This window comes from Variovorax soli (genome assembly GCF_031454625.1).
In the GTDB taxonomy this organism is placed as follows: Bacteria; Pseudomonadota; Gammaproteobacteria; order Burkholderiales; family Burkholderiaceae_C; genus Variovorax; species Variovorax soli_A.
Genome location: NZ_JAVDRF010000003.1, coordinates 586,864 through 611,989 on the forward strand (window position 1 = coordinate 586,864; position 25,126 = coordinate 611,989).

Sequence of the window (25,126 nt, forward strand, 5' to 3'; positions counted from 1 at the left end):
GCTGCGCCATAGGGGCTTGCCCCTCGCGGCGCGGCGATGGCTGGCCGCAGAATCGCGGCGATGAAATTCCGCGTCGCCACGGCCGGCCTGCTCGCCGCCGCTTCATGCGCCGCGCAGACGCAGGACGCCCCGCCCGCGCCCACGCTGCGCGAGATCACGGTGTCCACCCCGCGCGGGGAAGCGCGGCCCTTCGATGTGCCGGGGTCGGTGGACCGCGTCGAGGGCAGCGAAATGCGCGACGCGCGCCTCGGAGTCAACCTCTCCGAGAGCTTGGGCACGGTGCCCGGGCTGCAGGTGCAGAACCGCCAGAACTACGCGCAGGACCTGCAGCTGTCCATCCGCGGCTTTGGCGCGCGCTCCACCTTCGGCGTGCGTGGCGTGCGCCTCTACGTGGACGGCATTCCGGCGACGCTGCCCGACGGCCAGGGCCAGACGTCCAACATCGACATCGGCTCCGCCGATCGTGTCGAGATCCTGCGCGGGCCCTTCTCGGCGCTCTACGGCAATTCCTCGGGCGGGGTGGTGCAGGTCTTCACCGAGGAGGGAGAGGGGCCGCCGACGCTCGGCTTCTCGGCGGCCGGCAGCAGCTTCGGAACATGGCGGGTCGGCAGCAAGCTCGGCGGCTCCAGCGGGGCCGTCGACTACACCCTGAGCGCCAGCCGCTTCCACACCGATGGCTGGCGCGAACACAGCGCGGCGGACCGCGAGATCCAGAACGGCAAGCTGGGCTTCCGACTGGACGATGGCAGCAAGCTCATGCTGGTCTTCAACAGCGTGCACATCTACGCCCAGGACCCGCTGGGCCTTTCCGCCGAGCAGTACGCGCTCAACCCGCGCGGCGCGGACCTGGCGACGCAGTTCGACACGCGCAAGACGGTCGACCAGCAGCAGCTGGGCCTCACGTACGAGCGCCGCATCGACGCCCGCAGCGCGCTGCGACTGATGGTCTACGGCGGGCAGCGCAGCACCGTGCAATTCCAGTCGATCCCGCCTTCCGCGCAATCGAGCCCGTTGCACGCCGGCGGGGTCATCGACCTCGCGCGCGATTACGGCGGCTTGGACCTGCGCTGGAGCGCGAATCTGCAGCTGGCCGACCGGCCCTTCGACCTGGTCGCCGGCCTGGCCTACGACAACCTGCGCGAACAACGCCGCGGCTTCGAGAATTTCCTCGGCCGGGCCGCCGCGCCGATGGCTCTGGGCGTGGAGGGCCGGCTGCGCCGCGACGAGCGCAACGAGGTGCGCAACCTCGATCCCTATGTGCAGGGCAGCTGGCGCTTCGCCGATGCGTGGACGCTGGAAGCCGGCGTGCGCCGCAGCAACGTGCGCTTCTCCTCGCACGATCGCTACATCCTCGGCCCCAATCGGGACGACAGCGGCAGTGCGCGCTACGGCAAGACCCTGCCCGTGGCCTCGCTGCGCTACCAGGCGACGCCGGGCCTGGCGCTCTACGCCTCCGCCGGGCGCGGCTTCGAGACCCCGACGCTCAACGAGCTTTCCTACCGGGCCGACGGAATCGGCGGCCTCAACTTCGGGCTGCAGCCTTCGGTCAACACCAGCGTCGAAGTCGGCGCCAAGGCGCGACTGGCGGTCGGCCTGCTCACCGCGGCGTTGTTCGAGACCCGCACGCGCGACGAGATCGTGACCAACACCAACGTTGGCGGACGAGCCACTTTCCAGAACGCCGGCCGCACCCGCCGCGATGGCTTCGAGCTCGCCTGGCAGCACGAAACCGCCGATCACTGGCGCACGCAGCTGGCCTACACCTGGCTCGATGCGCGCTACCGCGATGCCTTCTGCTCGCCTTCGCCCTGCGGCACCGGGACCACCGTGGCGGCAGGCAACCGCATCCCGGGCATTGCCGAGCATGCGTTCTTCGCCTCCTTCGGCTGGGCACCGCCCGAGGGCTGGCGCGCGGGCGCAGAGATACGCGCGCTCAGCCATATCGCGGCCAACGATCGCAACACCGCCGAGGCGCGGGGCTATGCGGTGGCCGCGCTCTACACGGGCTATGTCAGGCGCTGGGCGCGCTGGGACTTCAATGCTTTCCTGCGCGTGGACAACCTGTTCGACCGGCGCTACATCGGCTCGGTGATCGTCAACGAGGGCAATGCGCGCTACTTCGAACCCGCCCCGGGACGAAGCTGGACGCTCGGCATGGGGGCGGCGTATCGTTTCTGAATTGCCGCTGCCACGACGAGGAGCGCAGATGGAATTCAGGGATCGACACGAGGCGGGCCGCGTGCTCGCGAAGGCGCTGGCCGCCTGGCAGGCCCAGCCGGAGGTGGTGGTGCTGGCGCTGCCGCGCGGCGGGGTGCCGGTGGCCTGGGAGGTCGCCAGGGCGCTCGGGGCACCGCTCGATGTGCTGGTGGTGCGCAAGCTCGGATTCCCCGGCCAGGAGGAACTCGCGATGGGCGCGATCGGCCCCGGCGGCGTGCGCGTGATGTCCGATGTCCCGCGGCTGTGGGCGGTGTCCGATGCCGACGTGGAGCGGGTGGTCGAACGCGAGCAGGCCGAGCTGGCGCGCCGCGAGCGGCTCTACCGCGGCGAGCGCCCGCCGCTGGTGCTGGCCGGGCGCGTCGCGATCCTGGTCGACGATGGGCTGGCCACCGGTGCCACCATGCATGCGGCCGCGCTCGCGGTGCGCGCGATGCACCCGCAGCGCATCGTGGTGGCGGTGCCCGTGGGATCGGCCGAAGCCGTGCAGCTGCTGAACACGGTGGCCGACGAGGTGGTCTGCGTGCACGTGCCCGAGCCGTTCCGCGCGGTCGGCCTCTGGTACCAGGACTTCGGACAGACCAGCGACGAAGAGGTGCGGGCGCTGCTGCAGGGCGAGGGCGCCTCGCCCTGATCGAGGGTTACAGGCCGGCGGCGGCTCGGAGCGCCGCGGACTTGCTCGTGTCTTCCCAGGTGAACTCGGGCTCTTCGCGGCCGAAATGGCCATAGGCCGCGGTCTTGCCGTAGATGGGGCGCAGCAGGTCCAGCATCTGGATGATGCCCTTGGGACGCAGGTCGAAATGCTCCTGCACGAGCTCCGCGAGCTTGCCATCGGGAATGACGCCGGTGCCTTCGGTATAGACGGTGACGTTCATCGGGCGCGCCACGCCGATTGCGTAAGCCACCTGGATCTGGCACTGGCGCGCCAGGCCTGCAGCCACGATGTTCTTGGCCACGTAGCGTGCGGCATAGGCGGCCGAACGGTCCACCTTGCTCGGGTCCTTGCCCGAAAAGGCGCCGCCGCCGTGCGGGCAGGCGCCGCCGTAGGTGTCGACGATGATCTTGCGGCCCGTCAGCCCGCAGTCGCCCTGCGGGCCGCCGATGACGAAGCGGCCGGTCGGGTTGATCAGGTACTTGGTGTTCTTCAGCCATTCCTTGGGCAGGACCGGCTTGATGATCTCCTCGATGATGGCTTCATTGAACGAGGCCTTCATCTTCGTCGGCGTCTCGCTCTGGTCGGGGTGGTGCTGGGTGGAGAGCACGACGGTGTCGATGCTGTGCGGCTTGCCGTCCACGTAGCGCATCGTGACCTGGCTCTTGGCGTCGGGGCGCAGGAAGGGCAGGCGCCCGTCCTTGCGCAGCTGGGCCTGGCGCTCCACCAGCCGGTGGGCGTAGTAGATCGGCGCGGGCATCAGCTCGGGCGTCTCGTCGCAGGCATAGCCGAACATCAGGCCCTGGTCGCCGGCGCCGGTGTTGAGGTGGTCGTCGCTTGCGTGGTCCACGCCCTGGGCGATGTCGTTGGACTGCTTGTCGTAGCAGACTATCACGGCGCAACCCTTGTAGTCGATGCCGTAGTCGGTGTTGTCGTAGCCGATGCGCTTGATGGTGTCGCGCGCGACCTGGATGTAGTCGACGTGCGCGTTGGTCGTGATCTCGCCTGCGAGCACCACCAGGCCGGTGTTGGTCAGCGTTTCGGCGGCCACGCGGCTGCGCGGGTCCTGGGCGAAGATCGCGTCGAGGATGGCATCCGAGATCTGGTCCGCGACCTTGTCGGGGTGGCCCTCGGAAACCGATTCGGAAGTGAAGAGAAAGTCGTTCGCCATTTCGATAAAACTCCGTTCAAGTGAATTGGCGCGTTGCCAACTCGAAGGAGCCTTGGCGAACGCTTTAGCAGTGATGTTTAACGTCGCCCTGCAAGTAGTTCCATAACTCAGCGACAATTTCGATTGTATTCGAGCCTCGCGATAGCCCGCGTGCGCGTCCTGGTTTTCACCCCCTCCGACCGGATGATTCTTCTGTTTCGATTGCTCGCCCATGTGCCGCTGCGCTGGATGCATGCCGCCGGCCGCTGCCTGGGATGGCTGGTGTGGTGGGGCTCGCCCACCTATCGCCAGCGCTTCAAGGACAACGCCGAGCGCGCCGGCTTCACGCCCGCGCAGTACCGTCCCGCCATCGGCGCCGCCGGGGCCATGGCGGCGGAGCTGCCCTGGCTGTGGGCACGGCCGCAAGGCGAGAGCGTGCTGCCGCGCATCGTGCGGTGGGAAGGCACGGCCGAGCTGGAGGCGGCGCTGGCCGCGCGCAAGGGCGTGATCATCGCGTCGCCGCACATCGGTTGCTGGGAGATTCTGGGCCAGGCGGTCGGCGAGCGCTTCGTCGACACCTACGGTCCGATCACGGCGCTATTCCGGCCGGCGCGCAAGAAATGGATGGCCGAGCTGATCGGCGCCGGCTCGCGCGAGCGGCGCGGCCTGCAAATGCTGCCCACCAGCGTGGCCGGCGTGCGCGGGCTGATCCGCACGCTGCGGGCGGGGGGCTACACCGGCATCCTGCCGGACCAGGTGCCGCCGCTGGGGCAGGGCGTCTGGGCGCCTTTCCTCGGGCGGCCTGCCTACACCATGACCCTGCTGCCGCGCCTGGCGCAGCAGACCGGGGCGCGCGTCTTCTTCGGCGTGTGCGAGCGACTGCCGCGCGGCAAGGGTTACACCATCCGGCTGATGCCTTTCGACGGCACCGCCCTGGGCGACCCGAAGGCCACGCCGGAGGCCGCCGCCGCAGCGATGAACGAGGGGATCGCGGCGCTGATCAAGGCGCTGCCCGGGCAATACGTCTGGGACTACGCGCGCTACAAGCAGCCGCGCGGCGATGCGGCTTCCGCGACCCGAGCGGAGGCGGCGCGATGAAGGCCTGGTCGTCCCTGGGCGCTCGCCGCCTTCGTCAGGAGGCGCTGTGCGCGGCAGACGAAGCCACGAGCCCGGCGGAGGTTCTGCAATGAGCCTGATCTCCCGCCTCGGCATCGTCTTCATGCGCACCCTGGCCCATGTGCCGCTGCGCGTGACGCGCGGTTTCGGCACCGGCCTGGGCCATGCGCTGTACGCCCTCGCCGCGCCGCGCCGGCGCGTGGTCGACGCCAACCTGGCGCTGTGCTTCCCGGACAAGTCGGCCGCCGAGCGGCGGCGCATCGCGCGCGAGACCTTCGTCTACGTGGCGCAGTCCTGGTTGGATCGCAGCTGGCTCTGGCACGCGCCCGAGGAAAAGGTGGCCGCCCGGCTTCAGGTGAAAGGCTCGCCCGCGGAGATCGACGAGATCGCCAACGGACGGGAACCGATGATTCTTTTCGCGCCGCACTTCTACGGCCTCGATGCGGCGGCCACCGCCCTGACCATGCACACGGCGCGGCCCTCCACCACCATCTACACCACGCAGCGCGACCCGATGGTGGACGAATGGATCCGCGAGGGCCGCAAGCGCTTCGGCAACGTGATCGCACTCAACCGGGTCGACGGCATCAAGCCGATCATCGCCGGGCTGCGCAAGGGCGGCCTGCTGTACCTGTTGCCCGACATGGACTTCGGACGCGACCAGACCGTCTTCGTGCCCTTCTACGGCGTGCCGGCCGCGACCGTGCCTTCGCTGTCCCGCTTCGCGCGCCTGGGGCGGGCCAAGGTGGTGCCGATCGTTTCGAAGCTCACGCCCACCGGCTACGAGATCGAGGTGCTGCCGGCCTGGCGGGACTTTCCGACCGAGGACGTGGTGGCCGACACGGCGCTGATGAACCGCCGCCTGCAGGGCTACATCGACACCATGCCCTCGCAGTACTACTGGGTCCACCGGCGCTTCAAGACACGTCCCGAGGGCGCTGAGCCGGTCTACTGAGTCCGTTGCAGGAAGGCCTCGATCTCGCGTGCCACGAACGCCGGCTGCTCGTGCACGATCCAGTGCGTGGCATCGGGCACTTTCTTGAGATCGAGCTTCGGCACGTAGTCCTCCAGCCCCTCGAGGAGCCCCGGCAGCAGCGCCGTGTCGTCCAGGGCCCAGAAGACGAAGGTGGGCACCTCCACCGTCAGCCGCTCGCGCGGCAGCTCGGGGATTTCAGGGGCGGGCTTGCCGGGAACGGCCGGCTTCAGCGGCGTCACGCGGTAGAGGTTCAAGGCGCCGGTGAGCCCATGGTCCCAGACCTCGCGGTACTTGGCCTTCACGGCTTCTGTCAGCCAGCCGTAGCCATCCGGCCCGGCCTTCTGCATCGTGAACGAGAGCCACATCCGCTTGTAGTCGTCGGCCGACATCAGCGCCTCCGCGTCCGGCCGCGCGAGGTAGTTCATGTAGGCGCTTGCGGCCTGCTGGGCGGGGTTGCTGCGCAGCTCGCGCATGAAGGTGCCCGGATGCGGCGAGTTGATGATGACCAGCCGGCCCAGCTTGTCGGCATGCTGGTTGCCGTAGCCCCATCCGAAGGCGCCGCCCCAGTCGTGCGCGACCAGGGCCTCGATGCGGCCATCCGCGCGCTCGCTCTCGGCGAGCTGCTCGATGTCCTGGATCAGCAGGTGCGCGCGATAGGCCGACACCTCGGCGGGCGCGCTCGACTTCTCGAAGCCGCGCAGGTTCGGCGCCACGCAGCGCCAGCCGCCGTGCTCCGGCCGGCTGAAATGCTCGAGCAGGTCATCCCAGATGAACGCGGCTTCCGGAAAGCCGTGCAGGAACACCATCAGGGGGCGGCCGGGCTCGCCGGCGGCACGGCAGCTGAGCGTCGTGCCGTTGGGCAGTTCCCGGGCAAAGGTCTGGATCATGGCGGGCTGTCTCCTTCGGTCGGTTCTGCGGGCGGCTCGTCCTGCGGATGGGCCCAGCGCCACAGCAGTTCCGCCGCCTCGTCGACTCCCTGTTGTTTCAAGGCCGAGAACAGTTTGACCTCGCCGCCGCCGGCCTGCAGTCGCACGATGGACAGCGCCTTGGCGCCGTCCGACCGCGTGAGCTTGTCGGCCTTGGTCAGCAGCACGAGGAATTTCAGGCCCTGCTCGACCCGCGGGCGGATCACCTCGAGCAGGATCTCGTCCAGCTCGGTGAGGCCCTGGCGCGGGTCGCACATCAGCACCACGCCGCGCAGGTTCTCGCGCGTCATCAGGTAGTTGCCCATGACGCGCTGCCAGCGCAGCTTGGCCTCGCGCGGCACGGCCGCGTAGCCGTAGCCAGGAAGGTCGGCCAGCACGGCATCGTCCACTTTCTGCTTGCCGACGCCGAACAGGTTGATGTGCTGCGTGCGGCCGGGCGTCTTGGAAGCGAAGGCCAGGCGGGTCTGCTGCGTGAGGGTGTTGATGGCGGTCGACTTGCCGGCGTTGGAGCGCCCGACGAAGGCGATCTCCGGCAGTTCCAGCGGCGGCAGGTGCTCCAGTTGCGGCGCGCTGGTGAGGAAGTGGGCGGTGTGCAGCCAGCCGCGCGCGATGCGGATGCGTTCGGCAGCTGCGGCATCCACGACAGCGGCCGTGCGTGGGAAAGGGGCGGCCGGCTTGCGGCTCGGGGTGGTCATGGGTGGAGCCTCTGTAACGGGGCGCCATTGTAGAATCGCGCGGTTTTGCGCCATAAATCCAGAGCCCCCGATATGAAGTTGTTTGCCCGTCTCCTGCTTGCAGCCCTCGTGGGCGCCGCCGCCAGCGCCAGCTTCGCGGCCGACGATCCGGAGGCCAAGCCGGCTGCCGCCGTGGCCCCCGTGAAGGCCGCCAAGCCCGATCCGGCCAAAGGGGACACCCTCTTCAACAACGCCCCGGCCAACAGCCAGAGCTGCGCTTCGTGCCACAACGCCGACGGCAACTCGGCCATCGCGGCCAACCCCAAGCTGGCGCAACAGCACCCCGAATACATTCTCAAGCAGTTGCAGGACTTCAAGTCCGGCAAGCGCAAGAGCGCGATCATGAAGCCGCTGGCCTCGGCCCTGTCCGACGAGGACATGCGCAACGTCGCCTGGTTCGTCGGCTCCAAGAAGGTCAAGCCCGGCTTCGCGAAAGAGAAAGACCTGGTCGCGCTGGGCGAGAAGATCTACCGCGGCGGCATCGCCGACCGCCAGATCCCGGCCTGTGCAGGCTGCCACAGCCCGAACGGCGCCGGCATCCCGGCCCAATACCCGCGCCTGGGCGGCCAGCACGCCGACTACACGATGGCGCAGCTCACCCTCTTCCGCGACGGCACGCGCCAGAACAGCCCGCAAATGAACGGCGTGGCCGCCAAGCTCAACGATCGAGAAATCAAGGCCGTGGCCGATTACATTGCCGGGCTGCGTTGATGATGATCCCCGGCGCCCCAGCGTGAACTAACCGCCGATAACAAACCCCAACAGGGCGGGCCGATCCCAGCGAGGATGGCCCGCCTTTTTGCTTTCCACCGTCCTTTTCCATGTCAGCAGTCTCCACCCACGGCCTTCGCGTCCGCCGCGGTCCCCACGCGGTCCGCGCGGCCGTGGAGCTGCTGTCGTCGATGCGCTTCGCGATCGCACTGCTGACCGTCATCTGCATCGCCGCCATCATCGGCACCGTGCTCAAGCAGCACGAGCCGATGAACAACTACGTCAACCAGTTCGGTCCCTTCTGGGCCGAGGTGTTCCGGGCGGCCCGGCTGGATTCGATCTACAGCGCCTGGTGGTTCCTGCTGATCCTGGCCTTCCTGGTGATCAGCACCTCGCTGTGTATTGCGCGCAACACGCCGCACATCCTCTCCGACCTCAAGAACTTCAAGGAAAGCATCCGCGTTCAGGGCTTGCGCGCTTTCGGCCAGCGCGCCGAAACCCGCCTCGACGAGGCGCCGGAAGCCGCGGCCAACCGCATCGGGCAACTGCTCGCGGGCGGCGGCTGGAAGGTCAAGCTGCAGCACCGGGACGGCGACGGCTGGATGGTGGCAGCGCGCGCAGGCGGCGTGCACAAGCTGGGCTACATCGCGGCGCACAGCGCCATCGTGCTGGTGTGCCTGGGCGGGCTGCTCGACGGCGACCTGGTGGTGCGCGCCCAGACCTGGTTCAACGGCAAGAGCATCTACACCGGCGGCGGCTTGATCGCAGATGTGGCGCCGCAGCATCGCCTGTCGCCCGGCAACCCCACCTTCCGCGGCAACATCCTCGTGCCCGAGGGCGGGCAGGCCAGCGTCGCCATCCTGAACCAGGCCGATGGCGTGCTGCTGCAGGAATTGCCCTTTTCCATCGAGCTGAAGAAGTTCATCGTCGACTACTACTCGACCGGAATGCCCAAGCTCTTCGCCAGCGAGGTGGTGCTGCATGACCGGGAGACCGGCAAGCAGGTGCCGGCGCGCATCGAGGTGAATCACCCGGCCAGCTACAAGGGCATCGAGATCTACCAGTCCAGCTTCGACGACGGCGGCTCCAGCGTGAAACTCAAGGCCGTGCCGATGGCGGCGGCGGCCAAGCCCTTCGAGGTCGAGGGCGTCATCGGCAACAGCTCGGAGATCACCAACGGCAGCGAGCGGCTGACGCTGGAATACACGGCGCTGCGCGTGATCAATGTCGAGAACTTTGGCGAGGCGGGCGCCATGTCGAGCGGCGCCGACGTGCGCAAGGTCGACCTGCGCAACGACATCGAGTCGCGCCTGGGCGCGGCAAACAAGACCCAAAAGCCGAAGATGCTGCGCAACATCGGACCGAGCATCGGCTACAAACTGCGCGACGCCGCGGGCCAGGCCCGCGAGTACCAGAACTACATGGTGCCGGTGGACACCGGCGATGGTCAGCCGGTGTTCCTGCTCGGCGTGCGCGAGCGGCCGGAAGAGCCCTTCCGCTATCTGCGCGTGCCCGCCGACGAGCAGGGGTCGATGGACGGCTTCGTGCGCATGCGCGCGGCCCTGGCCGATGCCGACACCCGCGCCCGGGCGATCGAGCGCTACGTCGCGCGCGCCGCCGATCCCCAGCGGCCCGAGCTGGCCGGGCAACTTCGCGTTTCGGCCGGCCGAGCGCTTGCGCTGTTCGCGGGGGCGGAGCGCGCCAAGGCGGATGCGGTGAGTCGCGGCGGCTGGCAGGCGATCGCCGAATTCATGGAGGCCAACGTACCCGAAGCCGAACGTGAGCGGGCCGGGGCGGTGCTGGTGCGCATCCTCAACGACGTGCTGTTCGAGGTGCTGAACCTGAGCCGCGAGCGAGCCGGGCTGGCGGCGCTGCCGCCCGACGAGAAATCGCAGGCCTTCCTGACGCAGGCGGTGCTGGCCGTCAGCGACGCCTACTTCTACCCGGCCCCGGTGGCGATGATGATGACCGACTTCAAGCAGGTCCAGGCCAGCGTGTTCCAGGTCGCGCGCGCCCCGGGCAAGAAGGTGGTCTACCTGGGCTGCCTGTTGCTGATCGTGGGCATTTTTGCCATGCTGTACGTGCGCGAGCGCAGGCTCTGGGTGTGGCTCGCGAAGGATGCGGACGCCGGCGGCACGGCGGCCACCATGGCCTACTCGGTCAACCGCAAGACCATCGACAGCGACCGCGAATTCGAGCGCCTGAAAGACAGGCTGCTCGCCCTCAGGAAGGACAGTGGATCATGAACACCACCACCCTCACGCTCAACGAGAGCTGGTTCTCGCGCCGCAACGCCTTCGACTGGGTGTTCGCCGCGCTGGTCGTGGCCGGTGGCCTCTTCGCCTTCTCGCGTTATGCGGGCGCGATGGACATCTACGAGAAAGTCATCCTGCTGGCGGCCATTCCCTTCGCCATCTGGCTGGGCTGGTTCTGGCGGCCCCTGCGCGTGCTGGCCATCGTGGTGGCCGCGGCGGCGCTGCTGGGCGTCGTCTCGTACCAGGGCGACCTGGCGCGCGCCGACACCGTGTTCTGGCTCAAGTACTTCCTGTCCAGCCAGTCGGCCATCCTCTGGATGAGCGTGCTCTTCTTCATGAGCACGCTGTTCTACTGGATCGGCTTCTTCGGCGGTCGGCAGGCCGACGCCATGGACCTGATCGGCTCGCGCCTGGCCTGGGCAGCGGTCACGATGGCGCTGATCGGCACCATGGTTCGCTGGTACGAAAGCCACCAGCTCGGCCCGGACATCGGCCACATCCCGGTCAGCAACCTCTATGAAGTCTTCGTGCTGTTCTGCTGGCTGACGGCAGCCTTCTACCTGTACTTCGAGTCGCGCTACGGCACCCGCGCTTTGGGCGCGTTCGTGATGCTGGTGGTCAGCGCCGCCGTCGGCTTCCTGCTCTGGTACACGCTGGTGCGCGACGCCCACGAGATCCAGCCGCTGGTGCCGGCCCTGCAGAGCTGGTGGATGAAGCTGCACGTGCCGGCCAACTTCATCGGCTACGGCACCTTCTCGCTGGCGGCCATGGTTGCTTTCGCCTACCTCATCAAGGAGCAGGCGCAAGAGACGCGCTGGTACAAGCTCACGCCGATGTGGCTGCTGGGCGTGGCACTGTGCTTCGTGCCCGTGGCCTTTCGCCAGCGGGTGCAGGAGGCAGGCGGCAGCTACTGGTTCGGCTACGCGGCCATTTCTGCCCTGATTGCGGCCGGCATCCTGCTGGGCCGCAAGCGCATCGCGGCACGGTTGCCGGCCAACGAGGTGCTGGACGATGTGATGTACAAGTCGATCACGGTCGGTTTTGCCTTCTTCACCATCGCCACCGTACTCGGCGCCTTGTGGGCGGCCGATGCCTGGGGCGGCTACTGGAGCTGGGACCCGAAGGAAACCTGGGCCCTGATCGTCTGGCTCAACTACGCGGCCTGGCTGCACATGCGGCTGGTCAAGGGCCTGCGGGGCACGGTGGCCGCGTGGTGGGCGCTGGGCGGGCTGGCGGTGACCACCTTCGCCTTCCTGGGCGTCAACATGTTCCTGAGCGGCTTGCACAGTTACGGGACTCTGTGAGCGAGCGCGCCGGCCGCCGGGCCGGCCGGCCGAGCGAAACCGATCGAAGGTCCGGCGCGTAACCGAATCGGCACTGGGAACGAATTGAATCCAGTACAGCAAAAGGTGAAAGGCGTTCCATGTTGATTCGATCCAGCAATCAGGGCTTCATCCATCCGTGTTCGAGCGAGATCACGCCGCGCGCTGCCTATGAAGGACGGCGCGACATGCTCAAGCTGCTGGCGACCGGCGTTGCCGGCGCAGCCATGGCGTCCTGGGCCGGGCGCGAGGCACTGGCCCAGGCCGCCGCACCGGGCAAGCTGGCGCCGCTGAAGGGCGAGAAGTCGGCGGTGGCCGGTGCGCAGACCATGGAGAAGCTTACCGAATACAAGGACGCCACCAGCTACAACAACTACTACGAATTCGGCACCGACAAGGGCGATCCGGTCAAGAATGCCGGCACCCTGAAGACGCGGCCCTGGACCGTGGAGGTCGAGGGGCTGGTCAAGAAGCCGGGCAAGTACGGCATCGACGACCTGATCAAGCTCAGCGCCCAGGAGGAGCGCATCTACCGCCTGCGCTGCGTCGAGGGCTGGTCGATGGTGATCCCGTGGGTCGGGTATTCGCTGGCCGAGCTCATCAAGCGCGTCGAGCCGCATGGCAATGCCAAGTACGTCGAGTTCGTCACGCTGGCCGATCCCAAGACCATGCCCTTCGTCGGCTCGCGCGTCCTCGACTGGCCCTATACCGAAGGCTTGCGCATGGACGAGGCGATGCATCCGCTGACGCTGCTGAGCTTTGGCATGTACGGCGAGGTGCTCCCCAACCAGAACGGTGCGCCGGTGCGCATCGTGGTGCCGTGGAAATACGGCTTCAAGAGCGCCAAGTCGATCGTCAAGATCCGCTTCGTGGAGAAGGAGCCGGGCACGGCCTGGAACAAGGCGGCGGCGCAGGAGTACGGCTTCTATTCCAACGTCAATCCCGATGTCGACCATCCGCGCTGGAGCCAGGCCACCGAGCGTCGCATCGGCGACGGCAGTGGGCTTTTCGCCAAGCGCCACAAGACGCTGCTCTTCAATGGCTACGAAGCGCAGGTCGGCCAGCTCTATGCCGGCATGGACCTGAAGAAGTTTTATTGAGGCGAGCATGAACAAGCTGCTTTTGCACCCGGCGGCCAAGCCGCTGGTGTTCGTGCTGTGCCTCCTGCCCTTCGCCTGGCTGGCCTATGGCGCGTTCACCGACGGGCTAGGCGCGAACCCGGCGGAGCACCTGATTCGCTCGACCGGCGACTGGACCCTGCGCTTCATCTGCATCGTGCTGGCGGTGACGCCGCTGCGCGTGATGACCAGGACCAACGCACTGGCGCGCTTTCGCCGCATGCTGGGCCTGTTCGCCTACTTTTACGTCGTGGTCCACCTGCTGAGCTACAGCCTGTTCGACATGGGCTTCGACATCCCGGCGATTGCCAAGGACATCGCCAAGCGGCCCTTCATCCTGGTGGGCTTCACCGCCTTCGTGCTGCTCACGCCGCTCGCGGCCACCTCTTTCAACCGCGCGATCAAGGCGCTGGGCGCGAAGCGCTGGCAGACGCTGCACAAGCTGGTCTATGGGATCGCCGGCTTGGGCCTGCTGCATTTTTTCTGGATGCGGGCCGGGAAGAACAACTTCGCCGAAGTCTTCGTCTATGCCGCGATCGTCGCGACGCTGCTGGGCTGGCGGGTCTGGAACTCCGCGAGGAACAGGAAAGCGCCGCGCGCCGTGCCGACGGGGCGCGTGCAGCTCAGCAAGTGAGGGTGCTCAGCCGCGGTCGAACTGCTCGGTGCGCAACTGGTCCTCGATGCTCTCGCGGCGACGGATCAGTGTGGCGCGGTCGCCGCTGACCAGCAGCTCGGCCGCTCGGCCCCGGGTGTTGTAGTTGCTCGCCATCGCCATGGAATAGGCGCCGGCCGACAATATCGCGAGCAGGTCGCCCGCCTGCACATCGAGCGCGCGGTCCCGGCCCAGCCAGTCGCCGCTCTCGCAGACCGGGCCGACGACGTCGTAGGTCACGGCTTCGCCCTGCCGCGGGGCGAGCGGGACGATCCGGTGGAAGGCCTGGTACATCGCGGGCCGCGGCAGGTCGTTCATCGCCGCATCGACGATGCAGAAGTTCCTCGCCTCGCCGGGCTTTGTGTAGAGCACTTCCGTCACGCAGACGCCGGCATTGCCGACCAGCGAACGGCCCGGCTCGACGATCAGCCGGCGCTGGCCGAAGCCGCGCGCATCGAGGCGCCCCAGCAACTGCTGCCACAGCGCATCGGCGGCGGGTGGCGTGTCGCCGTTGTAGTCGATGCCCAGGCCGCCGCCGAAGTCCAGGTGGTGCAGCGCGATGCCAGCCTTCTCGATGGCCTCGACCAGGTCGAGCACCCGCTCCAGCGCCTCGAGGTAGGGCGCGGCGTCGGTGATCTGGGAGCCAATGTGGCAGTCGATGCCGACCACTCGGAGTCCCTCCAGCGATGCAGCGTGCCGATAGATGGCGAGGGCACGGTCGTGCGCGATCCCGAACTTGTTGCCCTTCAGCCCGGTGGAGATGTAGGGATGCGTCTTCGGGTCGACGTTGGGATTGATACGCACGCTGATCGCGGCGCGCTGTCCCGATTCGAGCGCGACCGAATTGAGAACGTCGATCTCGGCTTCGCTCTCCACGTTGAAGCAGCCGATGCCGGCCGCCAGCGCTTGCCGCATTTCCTGCCTGGTCTTGCCCACGCCCGAAAAGATCACCTTGGCCGGATCGGCGCCCGCCGCGAGCACGCGCGCGAGTTCGCCGCCGGAAACGATGTCGAAGCCGCAGCCCGCCGCGGCAAAAACGCGAAGCACGCCCAGCGAGGAGTTGGCCTTGATGGCATAGCAGACCAGCGCATCGCGCCCTTCGAAGCCGCGTTGATACGCCCCCAGTGCGTCGAGCATCCATTGCTTCGAATAGACGAAGAGCGGCGTGCCGTGCTGGCGCGCCAGCGTATCCAGTGCGACACCCTCGACATGCAGCGCGCCATTCCGGTAGGCGATGTGGGGTTGACCCGGGAGGCTCTCGGCGTTCGTCACTTCGTTCCTTCGCGGGTCGTGGGCGCGCTGCCGGCGGCGTCGGGAGCGGGTGCGGCCGCGGGCCCGGCGCTCGCTGCATCGTCGTTGCTGCCCGAGCGCGGGACCAGCAGCCCCGGGAGCGTGGCGCGATTCTTCGCGGCCGGATCGGTAGGCAGGTAGAGTGCACCCTTCTGACCGCAACCAGCGAGGGCGACCCCGACGAGTGCGAGGCCAATCGCGCTCACTAGAATTTGACGAACTTTCAGCATGCAGAAATTGTAATGACCGACCCCGAGTACATGGATCGAGCGGAAGCCGTACTGGCCGCGATTGAACGCAGCTGCGACCGCATCAACGATGCGACCGATGCCGATATCGACAACCAGCGCGTGGGGGGGATGATCACCATCAGCTTCCGCAACGGCAGCCAATTGATCGTCAACCTGCAGAAGCCTCTGCAGGAGATCTGGCTCGCGGCGCGCTCCGGCGGCTACCACTACCGGCACGACGGCCGTGAATGGGTCGACACCAAGACCAGCGAGGAATTCTTCGGCCAGCTTTCGCGCGAGGCGAGCGCACAGGCCGGAATGGCGCTCCAGTTCACGGCCGGCTGAGGGCGATCAGTTTCGGAAGAGTTCGAGGATGCGGTTGCGCTCTTCGGGCTGCGGCGCCGGCCCGATGGGGGCGCCCGAAATCGCTTCGGCCGAGGGTGTCGGGCCGGCCTCGATGCCCAGGTTGGCGACACCGCGGCCTGGCGCGTAGTCGTCGTAATACCACTCGCCGCCCACGTTGACCACGCCGGGCGGTGCGGTGGCCGTGAGCTCCGTCACCGGAACGCCCTTGATGGCTGTCTCCATGTAGTTGATCCAGATCGGCAGGCTCAGGCCACCACCGGTCTCGCGGTCGCCGAGCTTGCGCGGCGTGTCATAGCCCATCCAGGCCACTGCCGCCATCGTCGGCTGAAAGCCGGCGAACCAGGCGTCCAGGGAGTCGTTGGTGGTCCCGGTCTTGCCGTAGATGTCGGGGCGCTTCAACGTGGCCTGCGCCTTGGCGGCCGTGCCGCTGCGCGCGACCTCCTGCAGCAGGCTGTCCATGATGAAGGCGTTGCGCTGCGGTATGGCGCGCATCGTCTCGTTGAGCAGCGGCGGCTGAGTCTCCACGAGCACCTTGTCCTTATGGTCAGTGATGCGTGTCACGAGATAGGGGTTGACGCGATAGCCACCGTTGGCGAAGACCGAGTACGCGGTCGCCATCTGCATCGGCGTGACCGCGCCGGCCCCCAGCGCCATCGGCAGGTAGGCCGGATGCTTCTCGCGCTCGAAGCCGAAGTTCCCGATCCAGTCCTGCGCGTAGCGCGTGCCGATCGACTGCAGCACGCGGATCGAGACCATGTTCTTGGACTTGGCGAGCGCGCGGCGCAGGGACATCGGGCCTTCGAAGCTGCCGTCGTAGTTCTTGGGCTCCCAAGGCTGACCGCCGGTGGTGCCGGCATCGAAGAACAAAGGCGCGTCATTGACCACCGTTGCAGGCGTGAAGCCCTTCTCCAGTGCCGCCGAGTAGATGAAGGGCTTGAAGCTCGAGCCCGGCTGGCGCCAGGCCTGCGTGACGTGGTTGAACTTGTTCTTGTCGAAATCGAAGCCGCCGATCATGGCCTTGACCGCACCGTCGCGCGGATCGAGTGCGATGAAGGCGCCTTCGACCTCGGGTAGCTGCGTGATCTCCCAGGTGTTCTTCGGCGTCTTGACGACGCGGATCACCGCGCCGCGGCGGATCTTGATGTTGGGCGGCGCCTTGTCCGACAGACCTGATTGCGCCGGGCGCAGCCCCTCGCCGATGATCTGCAGGGTGTCGCCATTGGCACGCACCGCGTCGATTTCCTTGGCATTGGCCTTGAGCACGACGGCCGACATCACGTCGCCGTTGTCCGGATGCTCGGCCAGGGCGTCATCGACGGCCTCGTCCAGCTCCTTGGGATCGTTGGGCAGGTCGACAAACTTCTCGGGGCCGCGGTAGATCTGGCGGCGCTCGTAATCCATGATGCCCTTGCGCAGCGACTTGTAGGCTGCCGCCTGGTCGGCCGCCACGAGCGTGGTGTAGACCTTGAGGCCGCGGGTATAAGTGCTGTCGCCGTATTGCGCGTACATCAGCTGCCGCACCGTCTCTGCCACGTATTCCGCGTGCAGGCGGGTGGGATCGGCGGCGTCGCGCAGGTGCAGCTCTTCCTTCTTGGCCTCGGCCGCCTGTTCGGCGCTGATGAAGCCCGCTTCCTGCATGCGGTCGATCACGTAGAGCTGGCGCCCTCGCGCGCGTGTCGGGTTGTTGACCGGATTGTTGGCGCCCGGCGCCTTCGGGAGCCCCGCGAGCATGGCGGCCTGGGCGATGGTGATGTCCTTGAGCGGCTTGCCGAAATAGGCTTCCGAGGCGGCCGCGAAGCCGTAGGCGCGATTGCCGAGGTAGATCTGGTTGAGATAGATCTCGAAGATCTGGTCCTTGCTGAGCAGGTGCTCGAGCTTGAAGGTGAGCAGGACCTCATAGATCTTGCGGGTCAGCGTCTTCTCGGAGCTCAGGTAGACGTTGCGCGCCACCTGCATGGTGATGGTGGAGGCGCCCTGGCTCTTCACCCGGTTCATGTTCGCAATCCCGGCACGCAGCAGGCCCTTGTAGTCGAGCCCGCCGTGGTCGTAGAAGCGGGCATCCTCTGCGGCCAGCACGGCATCCTTCATCACTTTGGGGATGGTCGCGATGGGCGTCAGGTTGCGGCGCTCCTCGCCGAATTCGCCGATCAGGATGCCTTCGGAGGAGAACACCCGCAGCGGCAGCTTGGGCCGGTAGTCCGCCAGCTCGGAGATGTCCGGCAGGTTCGGGTAGGCCACGGCGAGAGCGACAGCGATCACGCAGAGCAAGGACACCACACCTGCCGCGGCGATGCCCAATCCCCACATCACGAAGCGCAAAAACCAGGTCAGCCAGGCAGGGCGCTGAGCAGGCGGGGGATTCTTGGCGGGCCCGTTCGGGCGAGTTTTTTCGGGCATGAAGCGAGGGTGAAGTCAGCAGCAATTATAAAAAGCGGGCTCCTCCGGACGGCACTTCGAACCGAGATAAAACCCAAGTACTCGCCTTAGTGACGTAAGTTGTGAATCGGCCCTGTTACGTTCCCTTTTGACAACGCTTCGTGCCACAGTTGCGGCCAAGGCCCTTGGTTGGCGCTGCTCCTCCTGCTAGCATGCAACCACACGCAAATATTTCCAATCGTTACAAACACAACGGGATATAACTTGGCTGCTCTGGGATCGCTGTTTAGCCGTCAACCCGCGCCGCTGCTCGGGCTGGACGTCAGCTCATCCAGTGTGAAGCTGGTCGAGCTCGGCCGCGACGCCAGCGGCAAGTTGATTTTGGAACGCTGCGCGATCGAGCCGCTGGAGCGGGGCTGGATCACCGATGGGAACGTCGAGAAGTTCGACGAGGTGGCCGAGGCCGTTCGTCGGGCCGTGCGCAAGAGCGGCAGCCGCACCAAGAACGCCGCATTGGCCTTGCCGCCTTCGGCCGTCATCACGAAGAAGATCGTCCTGCCTGGCGGCATGAGCGAGCAGGAGCTCGAGATCCAGGTCGAGTCCGAAGCCAACCAGTACATCCCCTTCTCGCTCGACGAGGTGAGTCTGGATTTCTGCGTCATCGGGCAGAGTGCCAGCGCAGCAGGCGATGTCGAGGTCCTGATCGCCGCCTCTCGCAAGGAAAAGGTCCAGGACCGCCAGGGCTTGGCCGAAGCAGCCGGCCTCAAGGCCGTGATTCTCGATGTCGAGTCCTATGCCTCGCGGCTGGCCACGGCACGGCTCATCGAGCAATTGCCAAGCCAGGGCCGCGACGCCGTGGTGGCCCTGTTCGAAGTGGGTGCCTTCACCACCAGCATGCAGGTGCTGCGCAACCAGGAAGTGCTCTACGACCGTGACCAGGCCTTCGGCGGCGCCCAGCTCACGCAGTTGATCGTGCGGCAGTACGGCTTCTCCGCCGAGGAGGCAGAGACCAAGAAGCGCAGCGGGGACCTGCCCGACGATTATGGTTCGGGCGTGCTCAAGCCCTTCGTGGCCAGCATCGCCCAGGAAATCGCGCGTGCGCTGCAGTTCTTCTTCACGAGCACGCCGCACAACCGTGTCGACTACGTGCTGCTGGCGGGCGGTTCGGCCGCGCTGCCGGGGCTCACCAGCGCAGTGACACGGCAGACCTCCTTCGCCTGCTCGCTGGTCAATCCCTTCGACGGCATGGAGATCGGCAGCGGCATCCGCGAAAAAAAGGTCCGGCGCGAGGCGCCCTCGTACCTGACCTCGTGCGGGCTTGCGATGCGGAGGTTCCTTCAGTGATCTTGATCAACCTCCTGCCGCATCGCGAAGCCGCGCGCAAGCGCCGGCGCGAGACCTTCTATGCCACGCTGGGGGCCTCGGCCGTGGCGGGTTTTCTGATCGCCGGCGGTGCCTATCTCTGGTATCAGGCCCAGATCTCCAGCCAGCAGTCAAAGAACGGCTTTCTCCAAGCCGAGATCAAGAAGCTCGAGGCCGAGATCAAGGAAATTTCCACTCTGCAGGCCGAGATCGCGGCCTTGCGCGCCCGCCAGCAAGCCGTCGAGGATCTGCAGGGCGACCGCAACATGCCCGTCCATCTGCTCAACGAGCTCGTGCGGCAGCTGCCGGACGGCGTGTACCTCACGAGCATGAAGCAGGATAACCAAACCGTCACTCTCCTGGGTCAGGCGCAATCCAACGAGCGGGTCTCGGAACTGCTGCGCAACCTGGGCAATAACAGCCCCTGGCTCGTCAAGCCGGAGCTGATCGAAATTACCTCCGGCAATGTCAGCCTGAGCGCGCGCGACCAGCGTCGTGTGGCGAACTTCACGATGCGCATCGGGCTCAAGCGGCCCACGGATGCGCAGAAGGCCGAGACAGGGTCGGGTGCGGCTGCATCGGTGGCAGGCAAGGGCTGAGCGTCATCATGGCAACCCAACGCGCATCCTCCAAGGTCGACATCGGCGGCGCCCTGCAGCGCTTCGGCGACCAGTTCCGCGGACTGAATCCGAACGATCCCTCGGTCTGGCCGCCGGTGCCGCGCTACGCGCTGTGCGTGTTGGTCACTGCGCTGGTGCTGGTGGCCTTGTGGTTCGTCTGGCTCACCAGTTCGAACGACGAGCTGGAGGCCGAGCGTGCCAAGGAAGTCACCCTCAGGGCCGACTACCAGAAGAAAGTGGCACAGGCCGCCAACCTCGAGTTGCTGAAGAAGCAACGCGAGCAGGTGCAGCAGTACGTCACGCTGCTCGAGAAGCAATTGCCGAGCAAGGCCGAGATGGATGCCTTGCTCTCGGACATCAACCAGGCCGGCCTCGGCCGCAGCCTGCAGTTCGAGCTTTTCCGGCCGGGCCAGGTGGTCGTGAAGGACTACTACGCCGAGCTGCCGATCGCCGTGCGCGTCACCGGCCGGTACCACGACATGGGTGCCTTCGCAGCGGACGTCGCCAATCTCTCGCGCATCGTGACCTTGAACAACCTGGCTGTCACGCCCGGCAAAGACGGAGTCCTGACGATGGACGCCACGGCGCGGACCTTCCGCTATCTGGACGAGGAAGAGCAGCAAGCGCAAAGACGTGCCGCGGCGGGGGCGAAAAAGAAATGATCAGGCTTGCTTTTGTGCTGTGCGTCGGCCTCGCGGCCGTCGGCCTGAGCGGCTGCGCTGGCTCGGAACAGGAAGAACTCCAGCAATGGATGGCCCAGCAGCGGGCGCAGGTGCGCCCGACGGTGCCGCCCATCACGGAACCCAAGAAGTTCACCCCCCAGGCCTACACCGAAGGCAATGCGTTCGAGCCCTTCAACATGCAGAAGCTCACGCAGGCCCTGCGCCGTGATTCGGCCCAGCCGAGCACTTCGGGCCTCATTGCCCCGGAGCTGGCACGCCGCAAGGAGGCGTTGGAGGCTTTCCCACTCGATTCGATGGCGATGGTGGGGAGCATGAACCGCAATGGTCAACCGGTGGCACTGGTCACCGTCGACAAGCTGCTCTACCAGGTTCGGGTGGGCAACTATCTGGGACTCAACTACGGGCGCATCACCCGTATCAGCGAAACCGAACTCGCCTTGCGTGAAATCGTGCAGGACGCCGCCGGTGAATGGATCGAACGCGTGGCGACGCTGCAGTTGCAAGAGAGGTCGAAATGAAACCCAAGAATTCAAGGTTCGCGCAGTGGCTGCGCGTGGTCGGCGCGAGCCTGCTCGCGCTCGGCGCGGTCGCGGCGGCGCATGCGCAGAACGCGATCGAGTCGGTTACCAGTTCGATGCAATCGGGTGCCGAAGTCATCCGGGTCGATCTGACACAACCGCTCTCCGCCGTGCCCACGGGCTTCGCCATCCAGACGCCCGCGCGCATCGCGCTCGACTTTCCCGGTGTGACGAATGCCATCGGCCGCTCGGCGATCGACGTGAATCAAGGCAATCTGCGCTCCATCAATGTGGTGCAGGCGGGTGAGCGCACGCGCCTGGTGCTGAACCTCAAGCAGGCGACGGCGTACAAGGCCGAGATCCAGGGCAAGTCGCTCCTGGTGTCGCTGGAGCCCGTCGCCGGTACTGCGCTGGTTGCCTCGACCCCGCAAGCCTTCGCCGAGAACCGCAACCGCGACACCCTGCCGCTGCGCGACGTCGATTTCCGCCTCGGCTCGGACAACGCCGGCCGCGTGGTGGTCGACCTGGCCAACAACCAAGTGGGCGTCGATATCCGCCAGCAGGGTCGCAACCTCGTGGTCGAGTTCACCAAGTCGACCCTGCCGGAAGGCCTGCGCCGCCGCCTCGACGTCTCCGACTTCGGCACGCCGGTGCAGACCGTGACCACGCAGCAGGTCGGCGACCGCGTGCGCATGACCATCGAGCCCAAGGGGGATTGGGAGCACAGCGCCTACCAGAGCGAGAACCAGTTCGTGGTCGAGGTTCGTCCGCGCAAGGTGGACCCGACGAAGCTGACGCAGGGCGTGGGTTACACCGGCGAGAAGCTGTCGCTGAACTTCCAGAACATCGAGATCCGTTCCCTGCTGCAGGTGATCGCCGACTTCACCAATTTCAACATCGTGACTTCGGACTCGGTGACCGGCGCCCTGACGCTTCGCCTGAAGGACGTGCCTTGGGATCAGGCCCTGGACATCATCATGCAGGCGAAGAACCTGGGCATGCGCAAGAACGGCAGCGTGCTGTGGATCGCACCCAAGGACGAGATCAACGCCAAGGAAAAGCTCGAGTTCGAGGCGCAGGCTGCGATCCAGAATCTGGAGCCCCTGCGGACCCAATCCTTCCAACTGAACTACACGAAGGCGGTTGCCATTGCGCAGGGCCTGACGGGCGCCGGCCAGGCCAGCGGCGGCGGCTCAGGCACCACCACCCGCATCCTGAGTGCCCGTGGCAGCGTGATCGCCGAATCGCGTACCAACCAGCTCTTCGTCTCGGACATCCCGGCGCGCCTCCAGCAGGTCGCCGAGCTGATCCAGAAGCTGGATGTGCCAGTGCGCCAGGTGTTGATCGAGGCGCGCATCGTCGAGGCCTCCGACACCTTCGGCAAGTCCCTGGGCGTGCGGCTGGGGGGCGGCATTTCCGGCGGCACGGTGGGTTCCAACAACGGCCGTCCGGTGTTCGGCAACGTCGGCGTCATTCCGGCCGTCACAGCGGGGACGGCGACCACGCCGGCGAGCGCGCTGACCACCTTCACGAACTCCAACTTCGTGAACCTGCCCTCGACCGGCGTGGCCGGCAACGGCAACGCGCCGGGCACCTTTGCCATCTCGCTCTTCAACTCCAGCTTCTCGCGCATGCTGAACCTGGAAATCTCGGCACTCGAAGCAGACGGCAAGGGCAAGGTGGTGTCCAGCCCCCGCGTCGTGACGGCCGACCAGACCAAGGCGCTGATCGAGCAGGGCACGGAACTCCCCTACCAGGTCGCGACCTCCAGCGGCGCTACTTCGATCGCCTTCCGCAAGGCGAACCTGAAGCTCGAGGTCACGCCGCAGATCACGCCCGAGGGCAACATCATCCTGACGCTGGACGTCAACAAGGACACGGTCGGCCAGGCGACGACCGCCGGCTTCGCGATCAACACCAAGCACGTGCAGACCGAGGTGCTGGTGGAGAACGGTGGAACCGTGGTCATCGGTGGTATCTTCGAGCTCACCGAAACCAACGACGAATCGCGCGTGCCGGTGCTGGGTGAAGTGCCTTATGTGGGGGCACTGTTCCGCAAGCGCGAACGTGTTGCCAACAAGACCGAAATGCTCGTCTTTATCACCCCGAAGATGATTACCGACCGTAACGCCGCGCGCTGAAGCGCGTTGGCGTTCGCAGCACCGCGTGGCGGTCGCACTCGTCGGCCTGCCCGGCGCCGGAAAGTCCGCAGTGGGCCGGCGCCTTGCCCAGCGCCTCCAGTTCCCGTTCATCGACAGCGATGACCTGATCGAGCGGCGTATCGGCTGTTCCATCCGCGACTACTTCGAGCGCGAGGGAGAGCAAAGCTTTCGCGATGTCGAGCAAACAGTGATCGCCGAGCTCGCGGCGTCGGCAGAAGGCATCGTGTCTACCGGCGGCGGGGCCGTGCTGCGCGAGGCCAACCGGCTCCAGCTGCACAACCACTTCCACGTGATCTACCTGCGCTCGTCGCCCGAAGACCTGTTCAGGCGCCTTCGCCACGATGTCAAGCGGCCGCTGCTGCAGGTGGCTGATCCGCTGGGACGGCTGCACGAGCTCTACGCCGCGCGCGACCCCCTCTACCGCCAGGCTGCCCATGACGTGGTGGAGACCGGCCGGCCTTCGGTTGCGATGCTGGTGAACATCATCGTGATGCAGCTGGAGCTGGCGGGTGTGATACCCCCCGGGTCCCGGAGCGATCCGACCGGCTGAGCCGGGACCGGGGCGCCATGCGCCTAAACTCGGAGCCATGCGAGTGTCCGCCTCCCCCGAACGCGTCGAGATCCAGCTTGGCGAGCGCAGCTATCCCATTCTGATCGGCACCGACCTGCTCGGTGACCCCGGTCACTTCGATGCCGCTCCCTCGGCCGCCACGGCCCTGATCGTCACGAACACCACGGTGGCCCCGCTCTATGGCGAGGCGCTGCGCCGGACCCTGGCTGGTCGCTTCGCAGCCGTGCACCTGCTGGAACTTCCCGACGGCGAGACCCACAAGGACTGGCCGACGCTGAACCTGATCTTCGACGCCTTGCTGCGCCATGGCTGCGATCGCAAGACGGTGCTCTTCGCGCTTGGCGGCGGGGTGGTGGGTGACATGACCGGCTTCGCCGCCGCCAGCTACATGCGTGGCGTGCCTTTCGTGCAGGTGCCGACGACGCTGCTCGCGCAGGTCGATTCGTCCGTGGGCGGCAAGACGGCGATCAACCATCCGCTCGGCAAGAACATGATCGGCGCCTTCTACCAGCCGCGGCTCGTACTGTGCGACCTCGCCACGCTGGCCACGCTGCCGCCGCGCGAGCTCAGCGCGGGCCTCGCCGAGATCATCAAGTACGGGCCCATCTACGACATGGCCTTCTTCGACTGGATCGAGGCAAACGTCGACGCGCTGGTGGCCCGCGAGCCGGCGGCGCTGGCCCATGCGGTCCGGCGCAGCTGCGAGATCAAGGCGGCCGTCGTCGGGCAGGACGAGCGCGAGACCGGCTTGCGGGCGATCCTCAACTTCGGCCACACCTTCGGACACGCCATCGAAGCCGGGATGGGCTACGGCCGCTGGCTGCACGGCGAAGCGGTCGGCTGCGGCATGGTCATGGCTGCCCATCTGTCGCAACGGCTCGGTGGCGTCGACGTGGCTTTCGTCCGTCGGCTTTCGGCGCTGGTAGAGCGCGCGGGGCTGCCCGTGACCGCTCCCGCGCTCGGCGCCGAGCGCTACATCGAGCTGATGCGCATCGACAAGAAATCGGAAGCCGGGGAGATCCGCTTCGTGGTGATCGACAAGCCCGGCTCGGCCGTCATGCGCAGTGCCCCCGACGCCCTGGTGCGTGAGGTGCTCGCGCAGTGCTGTGCGGACTGACTCGG

At 66.9% G+C, this 25,126-nt stretch carries 23 protein-coding genes; 17 read left to right on the plus strand and 6 right to left on the minus strand.

The window, feature by feature from the left end; all coding sequences use genetic code 11:
• The first annotated feature begins 60 nt into the window (after window positions 1-60).
• Window positions 61-2,178 carry a TonB-dependent receptor family protein gene (locus J2739_RS09875; RefSeq protein WP_309900985.1) on the plus strand — a complete coding sequence of 706 codons (2,118 nt, stop codon included), beginning with the start codon at window positions 61-63 and terminating at the stop codon, window positions 2,176-2,178.
• Between the two features lie 28 nt (window positions 2,179-2,206).
• On the plus strand, window positions 2,207-2,848 hold the full coding sequence (locus tag J2739_RS09880; RefSeq protein WP_309900987.1) for a phosphoribosyltransferase: 642 nt from the start codon (window positions 2,207-2,209) through the stop codon (window positions 2,846-2,848).
• Between the two features lie 7 nt (window positions 2,849-2,855).
• Here the strand turns inward: J2739_RS09880 and metK are convergent, their stop codons facing one another.
• Window positions 2,856-4,037 carry a methionine adenosyltransferase gene (gene metK / locus J2739_RS09885; RefSeq protein WP_309900989.1) on the minus strand — a complete coding sequence of 394 codons (1,182 nt, stop codon included), beginning with the start codon at window positions 4,035-4,037 and terminating at the stop codon, window positions 2,856-2,858.
• Between the two features lie 183 nt (window positions 4,038-4,220).
• Between metK and J2739_RS09890 the strand changes: the two genes are divergently transcribed.
• Together J2739_RS09890 and J2739_RS09895 are read left to right on the plus strand one after the other, a co-directional pair.
• A complete protein-coding gene (locus tag J2739_RS09890; protein WP_309900991.1) occupies window positions 4,221-5,114 on the plus strand; it encodes a lysophospholipid acyltransferase family protein in 894 nt (297 codons plus the stop codon).
• An 88-nt stretch (window positions 5,115-5,202) separates the two neighbouring features.
• Window positions 5,203-6,087, plus strand: coding sequence for an LpxL/LpxP family acyltransferase (locus tag J2739_RS09895; RefSeq protein ID WP_309900993.1), 885 nt, complete (start codon window positions 5,203-5,205; stop codon window positions 6,085-6,087).
• Here J2739_RS09895 and J2739_RS09900 read toward each other — a convergent pair.
• Window positions 6,081-6,995 (minus strand): alpha/beta fold hydrolase, encoded by a 915-nt coding sequence (locus J2739_RS09900; RefSeq protein ID WP_309900995.1) that lies wholly within the window; start codon window positions 6,993-6,995, stop codon window positions 6,081-6,083. The two genes, J2739_RS09895 and J2739_RS09900, sit on opposite strands and share 7 nt — an antisense overlap.
• On the minus strand, window positions 6,992-7,729 hold the full coding sequence (gene yihA / locus J2739_RS09905; RefSeq protein WP_309900996.1) for a ribosome biogenesis GTP-binding protein YihA/YsxC: 738 nt from the start codon (window positions 7,727-7,729) through the stop codon (window positions 6,992-6,994). Before yihA ends, J2739_RS09900 begins: the two co-directional genes overlap by 4 nt.
• 72 nt (window positions 7,730-7,801) lie before the next feature.
• Between yihA and J2739_RS09910 the strand changes: the two genes are divergently transcribed.
• From J2739_RS09910 to J2739_RS09930, 5 genes are all read left to right on the plus strand, one after another.
• Entirely contained in the window at window positions 7,802-8,479 is a 678-nt protein-coding gene (locus J2739_RS09910) for a c-type cytochrome (protein WP_309901000.1), read from the plus strand.
• A 110-nt stretch (window positions 8,480-8,589) separates the two neighbouring features.
• Window positions 8,590-10,725: a cytochrome c biogenesis protein ResB gene (locus J2739_RS09915; protein WP_309901002.1), complete on the plus strand. Its 2,136-nt coding sequence runs from the start codon at window positions 8,590-8,592 to the stop codon at window positions 10,723-10,725.
• The gene (ccsB, locus tag J2739_RS09920; protein ID WP_309901004.1) at window positions 10,722-12,038 is read left to right on the plus strand and encodes a c-type cytochrome biogenesis protein CcsB; all 1,317 of its coding nucleotides are present in this window, start codon (window positions 10,722-10,724) and stop codon (window positions 12,036-12,038) included. Before J2739_RS09915 ends, ccsB begins: the two co-directional genes overlap by 4 nt.
• Window positions 12,039-12,157: 119 nt before the next feature.
• On the plus strand, window positions 12,158-13,156 hold the full coding sequence (msrP, locus tag J2739_RS09925) for a protein-methionine-sulfoxide reductase catalytic subunit MsrP (RefSeq protein WP_309901006.1): 999 nt from the start codon (window positions 12,158-12,160) through the stop codon (window positions 13,154-13,156).
• Between the two features lie 7 nt (window positions 13,157-13,163).
• Window positions 13,164-13,808: a protein-methionine-sulfoxide reductase heme-binding subunit MsrQ gene (locus J2739_RS09930; protein ID WP_309901007.1), complete on the plus strand. Its 645-nt coding sequence runs from the start codon at window positions 13,164-13,166 to the stop codon at window positions 13,806-13,808.
• Window positions 13,809-13,814: 6 nt separating this feature from the next.
• Here J2739_RS09930 and lysA read toward each other — a convergent pair whose 3' ends face one another.
• Together lysA and lptM are read right to left on the minus strand one after the other, a co-directional pair.
• Window positions 13,815-15,098, minus strand: coding sequence for a diaminopimelate decarboxylase (lysA, locus tag J2739_RS09935; protein ID WP_309901009.1), 1,284 nt, complete (start codon window positions 15,096-15,098; stop codon window positions 13,815-13,817).
• Window positions 15,095-15,346, minus strand: coding sequence for an LPS translocon maturation chaperone LptM (gene lptM, locus J2739_RS27875; RefSeq protein ID WP_405053854.1), 252 nt, complete (start codon window positions 15,344-15,346; stop codon window positions 15,095-15,097). Before lptM ends, lysA begins: the two co-directional genes overlap by 4 nt.
• Before the next feature lie 12 nt (window positions 15,347-15,358).
• On the opposite strand from lptM, the gene cyaY reads away from it, so the two are divergent.
• A complete protein-coding gene (cyaY, locus tag J2739_RS09940; protein ID WP_309901011.1) occupies window positions 15,359-15,691 on the plus strand; it encodes an iron donor protein CyaY in 333 nt (110 codons plus the stop codon).
• 6 nt (window positions 15,692-15,697) lie between these two features.
• Here the strand turns inward: cyaY and J2739_RS09945 are convergent, their stop codons facing one another.
• Entirely contained in the window at window positions 15,698-18,109 is a 2,412-nt protein-coding gene (locus J2739_RS09945) for a penicillin-binding protein 1A (RefSeq protein WP_309901013.1), read from the minus strand.
• Window positions 18,110-18,352: 243 nt separating this feature from the next.
• Here J2739_RS09945 and J2739_RS09950 point away from each other — a divergent pair, with 243 nt between their 5' ends.
• The 7 genes from J2739_RS09950 to aroB are packed head-to-tail and all read left to right on the plus strand — an operon-like array spanning window position 18,353 to window position 25,121.
• Window positions 18,353-19,432 (plus strand): pilus assembly protein PilM, encoded by a 1,080-nt coding sequence (locus tag J2739_RS09950; RefSeq protein ID WP_309901015.1) that lies wholly within the window; start codon window positions 18,353-18,355, stop codon window positions 19,430-19,432.
• The gene (locus J2739_RS09955; protein WP_309901016.1) at window positions 19,429-20,049 is read left to right on the plus strand and encodes a PilN domain-containing protein; all 621 of its coding nucleotides are present in this window, start codon (window positions 19,429-19,431) and stop codon (window positions 20,047-20,049) included. Before J2739_RS09950 ends, J2739_RS09955 begins: the two co-directional genes overlap by 4 nt.
• Before the next feature lie 8 nt (window positions 20,050-20,057).
• Window positions 20,058-20,732 carry a type IV pilus inner membrane component PilO gene (locus J2739_RS09960; protein WP_309901018.1) on the plus strand — a complete coding sequence of 225 codons (675 nt, stop codon included), beginning with the start codon at window positions 20,058-20,060 and terminating at the stop codon, window positions 20,730-20,732.
• Complete coding sequence (locus tag J2739_RS09965) at window positions 20,729-21,271, plus strand: pilus assembly protein PilP (protein WP_309901021.1); 543 nt, start codon at window positions 20,729-20,731, stop codon at window positions 21,269-21,271. The genes J2739_RS09960 and J2739_RS09965 overlap by 4 nt, the downstream gene beginning before the upstream one ends.
• Window positions 21,268-23,412, plus strand: coding sequence for a type IV pilus secretin PilQ (locus J2739_RS09970; RefSeq protein WP_309901023.1), 2,145 nt, complete (start codon window positions 21,268-21,270; stop codon window positions 23,410-23,412). Before J2739_RS09965 ends, J2739_RS09970 begins: the two co-directional genes overlap by 4 nt.
• Window positions 23,413-23,437: 25 nt before the next feature.
• Window positions 23,438-23,983 carry a shikimate kinase gene (locus tag J2739_RS09975; protein WP_309901025.1) on the plus strand — a complete coding sequence of 182 codons (546 nt, stop codon included), beginning with the start codon at window positions 23,438-23,440 and terminating at the stop codon, window positions 23,981-23,983.
• A 37-nt stretch (window positions 23,984-24,020) separates the two neighbouring features.
• The gene (gene aroB, locus J2739_RS09980; RefSeq protein WP_309901027.1) at window positions 24,021-25,121 is read left to right on the plus strand and encodes a 3-dehydroquinate synthase; all 1,101 of its coding nucleotides are present in this window, start codon (window positions 24,021-24,023) and stop codon (window positions 25,119-25,121) included.
• The last annotated feature ends 5 nt before the right edge of the window (window positions 25,122-25,126 follow it).